We start from the raw sequence: 4,341 nt of genomic DNA, 5'->3' as shown, positions 1-4,341 counted from the left end.
GGGTCACCCGCCGCACGCCTGCGTCACGCCGCCAGCAGCTTGTAGATCAGCTCCGGCGTGGTCGCCGCGCCGTACTTGCGCATCAGCCGCGCGCGGTACACGTCGACGGTGCGCGGGCTGATGCCCAGCCGCTTGCCGATCAGCTTGCTGGTGAGGCCCTCGATCAGCAGCGCGGCGATCTCGCGCTCGCGGGCCGTCAGCTCGGCCTTCAGGCGGCGGCGCGACGACAGGTCCTCGAAACTCCAGATGCCGGCCGCATGCGGCTGCGCCGGGTCGAGCGCGCGGCCCGACACATGGCACCAGAACAGCTCGCCGCGCTGCGGGCCGTCGACGCGTTTCATCACGCGCTCGTCGGCATACCAGCCGTTCGCATCGAGCGCCGCGACGATGCGCTCGCCGGTGCGCTCGAACTCCTCGTGCGTGGGGTACAGCATCTCGAACGACTGGCCCACGAGCTGGTCGCGCGCCGCGCCGAACATCGCGAGCACCTGCTGGTTGCAGTCGACCATCAGCCGGTTGCGCGACAGCACCAGGCCGACAGGGGCGAGGTCGAAGGCGGTGCGGTAGTCGAGGGTGGGCATGGTGGCGAAAGTCACTGCGTCGAGTCGCATGTTACGAGCTGCACCCTTCTATGATCGGCAGGAGGCGCGGCGAGGTCGCGCGCAGGGAGCGGCGATGGCAGGCGCGAGGGTACCGGCGACAGGGCATATCGTGAGCACGGCTGGCGCGACAGGCGTCAGCATCGTGGGCAGCGTGCTGTACGTCAACAAGGTGGGCAGCGATGGCTGGCTGCAGGCCAAGGCAGACACCGGCGGGCTCGTGCCGCTGGCCAAGTACACCAAGCTGAAGGCGACGCGCACTGACAGCGGCCGCACCTTCTTCAAGGTGCTGGACGGCCCGAGCACCGGCCAGGTGCTGAGCCTCGGCGACGCGAATGCCAGGGAGTACCTMGGCACGAAGGCGCCGGCGCAGTCGCTGGCGCAGATCGTCGTCACCTACGGCCACTACGTCGAGGCCTGGTACTCGCCGGTGCGCAAGCAGAACTTCCAGCAGCAATTGGCCACGCTGGAAGTCGGCAGCATCAAGATCCAGGTGACGATGAACTCCGACTGGAGCGGCAGGTTCTACCCGCTGCCCGCCGGCGACTACACCGTGCTGCTGCCCGATGCGCCGCACAACAAGGACATGACGCGCTACTACCGCGAAGGCGCGCCGAACCTCAGGTACGACCAGGTCTGGTTCCCGATCAAGTACGGCGACAACAGCCGCTATGTGCACGTCGGCAACGTCTCGGACGGCTGCGTCACCGTGGTCGACCTGGATCGCTGGAACGACGTTCACGAAGCGCTGGTCAGCCACCGCGGGCCGGACGGGCTCAGCGTGGCCAAGCTCACCGTCCGGGGCACGCCGGAGAAGGCCCGATGAAGGCCTCGATGCGGCGGTGGGTGCTGTGTGCGGCTGCGCTGGCCGGCACGGTGGGCCTGCCACTGATCGTCTCTGCAGACGGCCCGCCGATCTCGGCGGAAGCCGCACGCGCGCTGGCGAACATCGAATCCGATCGCGGCAAGCGCACGGCCGAAGACCGGCGCGCCGCCGAGCGCTTGACCGCCGAGGGCGATCGCGCCTATCGCAAGCAGGACTACGACGCCGCGTACCGGGCCTACTTCAATGCCTACCCCAACTTCCCGACCGCGTACGCCTACCTGCTGGCCGGCGATGCCCGGTGGCGATCGGCGGTGCAGTTCCAGGAGCGCCGCGCCGGGCAGCCGGCACCCGACGGGTCGACCTGCCTCGAAGCGAACCATCGGTTCGCGCGCGAGCTGACGATGGACGTGGCGAACCACTACGAAGTCGGCCTGGCGCTGGCGCAGCGCGACAGCGCATTCCAGCGCAAGCATCCCGACCTGGCGGGCAGGGCGCGCGCCTCCGCATCGTGCCTGCAGGCGGTGGCCGCGCAGGCCGAGACGGCGGCGCCGCGCTCCTGCGTCGACATCCCGAGGCTGCGCGCCTGCCTGGGCGAGCCGCTTCTGAAGTGAGGCAGCCGCTGCCCGCAAGCTGCAGCGGCTATACGCCGAACACGGTCAGCAGTTGATCCAAGGTCGGGACGCGAGCGCGTGCTGCATCCAGCACGGCGCGCGGGAAATGCCTGGTGAAAACGGCCGGATCATGGGCCGGCAGGCCGAACAGTCGCTCGAACTCACGCTTGTGCTGCGGACTGCGGCGTTCTGCGGCGCGTCCCACGATGTCCAGCAACCATGCTTCGCAGCACGGGTCTGACTCGACGACCTGGATGGATTTCACCCTGGCCTTCTTGCGCACTGCATCGGTCCATCCTTCATCCGTGTCCAGCAAGGCGGCGCAAAGGTCGTAGGCGGCATTGGCGCTGGCGCGGACAGCGCACTCGACCACGTGGCCCGCTCCCTTGCCATGGGCATTCCTGATGGTGACGCTGAAGCCCTGGCCACCGTGGGTGTAGAGCTTGCGCAGGTGGCGCAGCAGCACTTCCTCCGCGTCGCCTTCGCCCATCAGCAGTGCGGTTCGACGAACGGTGCGAACCACCGGGCGAGAGCCAGTCATGCGCCAGGGCATCAGAGCTGCGGAACCGCGCCCAGCGCGCCTGCCATGTACTTGGCATAGAGGTTGTCGTCCGAGCGCAGGCCCTTGATGGAATCGCCGCGGTAGGCCTGGCTGACGCAATCGCGCTTTTCAACGAACAGCATCTGGGCCTTGCTCAGGATCGTCAACACGTGAGGGGCGTGAAGGCTGAAGAGCAGCTGGGCCTGGTGAGGGTTGGTCACGGGGCTCGCGAAAAGTGACAGCAAGGGCTCGAGCATGTGCGGATGCAAGTCGGCATCCAGTTCATCGATCAACGCAACGCCACCGGTGTTCAGCAAGGGAAGCAGGCGTGACAGGAGAACGAATGCCGCCTGCGTACCGCTCGACTCCTGATGGAAATTCAATCGATGAAGCTGGCCATCGGGCTTGGCATGCACGCCGAACGGCAACCACTGCTCCGACTTGCTTCCATCGGCCGGGTCGGTCTGCTCGAAGCGGCGCAGTTCCACATCGGTCAGTCCCAGGTCCCAGTCCTGGATCAGCGACGACATCTGCAGGTAGAGCCGCTGCTCGGAAGCGAAGACTTGTGCCGCTGAAGTCAGTTGTGCCGAATTGAACCGCCTGCCTCCCCGTGCATCGATGTTCGTGTTGAGGTTGAAGTTGGTGATGCGCTCGGCCACCTCCACGCTGTACTGGCGGGCCGTGGAGACAAGGGAGGCGTTTGGGCGCACCCTTGCCGCCTCTGCCGGCGGCATGCCGAAGCCCTGCTGCCTGACCTTGTAGCCATCCTGCGCATCGAGCTCACGTGTGAACACATAGTTGAAGCGGGTCTGCTTGCGATACAGCGCTTCAAAGATCACTCGCTGGGCCGTGGCATGGAGCTCGTAGCGCCAGAGCGTGCCCTCAACGTCTTCCGCTTCCACCTCGATCTCTGTGGGTTCTGCTTCGTGAGCGAAGTGAGGTTCCAGCGGAAGAGGGGCATCCGGCTTGGATTGGAAGGAGCGGGACATGAACCATGCGGCAAAGGCGAGTGGTTTCAGCACCCGCGTCTTGCCCGCACCGTTCGCGCCCATGACACCAAGAGCCGTGCTCAATCTCTGGCCGCTTTTCGGGGTGACCTCCCAGCCCCGCGATGCTGCCTTGTCGCTCAGCTTCAGCGACACCTCAGTGCGCTCGACAAAGCTCTCGAAATTCTTGAAGGCGTAGCTGTGCAACATGGCTTTTTGCTTCTGGAAAAAGCAAATAATGCCATCATTCAACAGGATTTTGTTGAAAGTCGACTTATGTTGGGGGCTGAATGCTCATCCCGGTCTGACATGCACCGCGACCCCGCCCAGCACCGCATTGCCCGACAGCGGGTCGCGCAGCGCATCGTCCAGCACCGCATTGAGGTTCGCGCCGGGGCGTTCGGCGGCCACCGCGAGGCGGGCCCCCGGCAGCGCATGACCCCAGCCGTGCGGCAGGCTGATCACGCCGGGCATCACCTCGTCGCTGACCTCCACCTGCACGTCGATCGACTGATCCCGCGCACCGGCGATGCGCGCCTGCCCGCCGTGCTGCAGGCCCCAGCGCGCGGCGTCCTGCGGGTGGACCAGCGCGGTGCAGCGGAACGGGCCTTTCGCGAGCGTCGGCAGGTTGTGCATCCAGCTGTTGTTCGAGCGCACCTGGCGGCGGCCGATGATCACCGCATCGGAAGGGCCGGTCCGCGCATCGGCGGCCACGCGCTGCAGGTCGTCGAGCAGGCGTTGCGGCGCCAGCTCGATGCAGCCCGACGGCGTGCGCAGC

6 protein-coding genes are annotated in these 4,341 nt (G+C 66.7%); 2 read left to right on the top strand and 4 right to left on the bottom strand.

Features of this window, described 5'->3' with window-relative positions; translation table 11 throughout:
• Window positions 1-23 precede the first annotated feature (23 nt).
• Window positions 24-581, bottom strand: a complete 558-nt coding sequence (locus tag AC1DXV_RS31910) for a helix-turn-helix transcriptional regulator (RefSeq protein ID WP_047512364.1) — start codon at window positions 579-581, stop codon at window positions 24-26.
• A gap of 130 nt (window positions 582-711) precedes the next feature.
• Between AC1DXV_RS31910 and AC1DXV_RS31905 the strand changes: the two genes are divergently transcribed.
• A complete protein-coding gene (locus tag AC1DXV_RS31905; RefSeq protein WP_477937496.1) occupies window positions 712-1,425 on the top strand; it encodes a hypothetical protein in 714 nt (237 codons plus the stop codon).
• Window positions 1,422-2,036, top strand: a complete 615-nt coding sequence (locus tag AC1DXV_RS31900) for a hypothetical protein (RefSeq protein ID WP_477871627.1) — start codon at window positions 1,422-1,424, stop codon at window positions 2,034-2,036. The genes AC1DXV_RS31905 and AC1DXV_RS31900 overlap by 4 nt, the downstream gene beginning before the upstream one ends.
• A 28-nt stretch (window positions 2,037-2,064) precedes the next feature.
• Here AC1DXV_RS31900 and AC1DXV_RS31895 read toward each other — a convergent pair whose 3' ends face one another.
• From AC1DXV_RS31895 to AC1DXV_RS31885, 3 genes are all read right to left on the bottom strand, one after another.
• Entirely contained in the window at window positions 2,065-2,589 is a 525-nt protein-coding gene (locus tag AC1DXV_RS31895) for a hypothetical protein (RefSeq protein WP_477871625.1), read from the bottom strand.
• Window positions 2,589-3,815 carry an AAA family ATPase gene (locus AC1DXV_RS31890; RefSeq protein ID WP_477871623.1) on the bottom strand — a complete coding sequence of 409 codons (1,227 nt, stop codon included), beginning with the start codon at window positions 3,813-3,815 and terminating at the stop codon, window positions 2,589-2,591. The genes AC1DXV_RS31895 and AC1DXV_RS31890 overlap by 1 nt, the downstream gene beginning before the upstream one ends.
• A gap of 42 nt (window positions 3,816-3,857) precedes the next feature.
• Window positions 3,858-4,341: molybdopterin dinucleotide binding domain-containing protein (locus AC1DXV_RS31885; RefSeq protein WP_477937494.1), on the bottom strand; the 484-nt coding region annotated here is incomplete at its 5' end.

It is taken from the genome of Rhizobacter sp. P3_C12 (assembly GCF_056402735.1).
Note: the sequence above shows the minus strand (reverse complement) of the source record. Positions and strands in the feature narration are given on the sequence as shown.

Bases quoted from the DNA above. Each gene is read 5' to 3' on its own strand.
- AC1DXV_RS31900 (WP_477871627.1), top strand. From the start codon at position 1,422: ATGAAGGCCTCGATGCGGCGGTGGGTGCTGTGTGCGGCTGCGCTGGCC.
- AC1DXV_RS31910 (WP_047512364.1), bottom strand. From the start codon at position 581: ATGCCCACCCTCGACTACCGCACCGCCTTCGACCTCGCCCCTGTCGGC.
- AC1DXV_RS31895 (WP_477871625.1), bottom strand. From the start codon at position 2,589: ATGCCCTGGCGCATGACTGGCTCTCGCCCGGTGGTTCGCACCGTTCGT.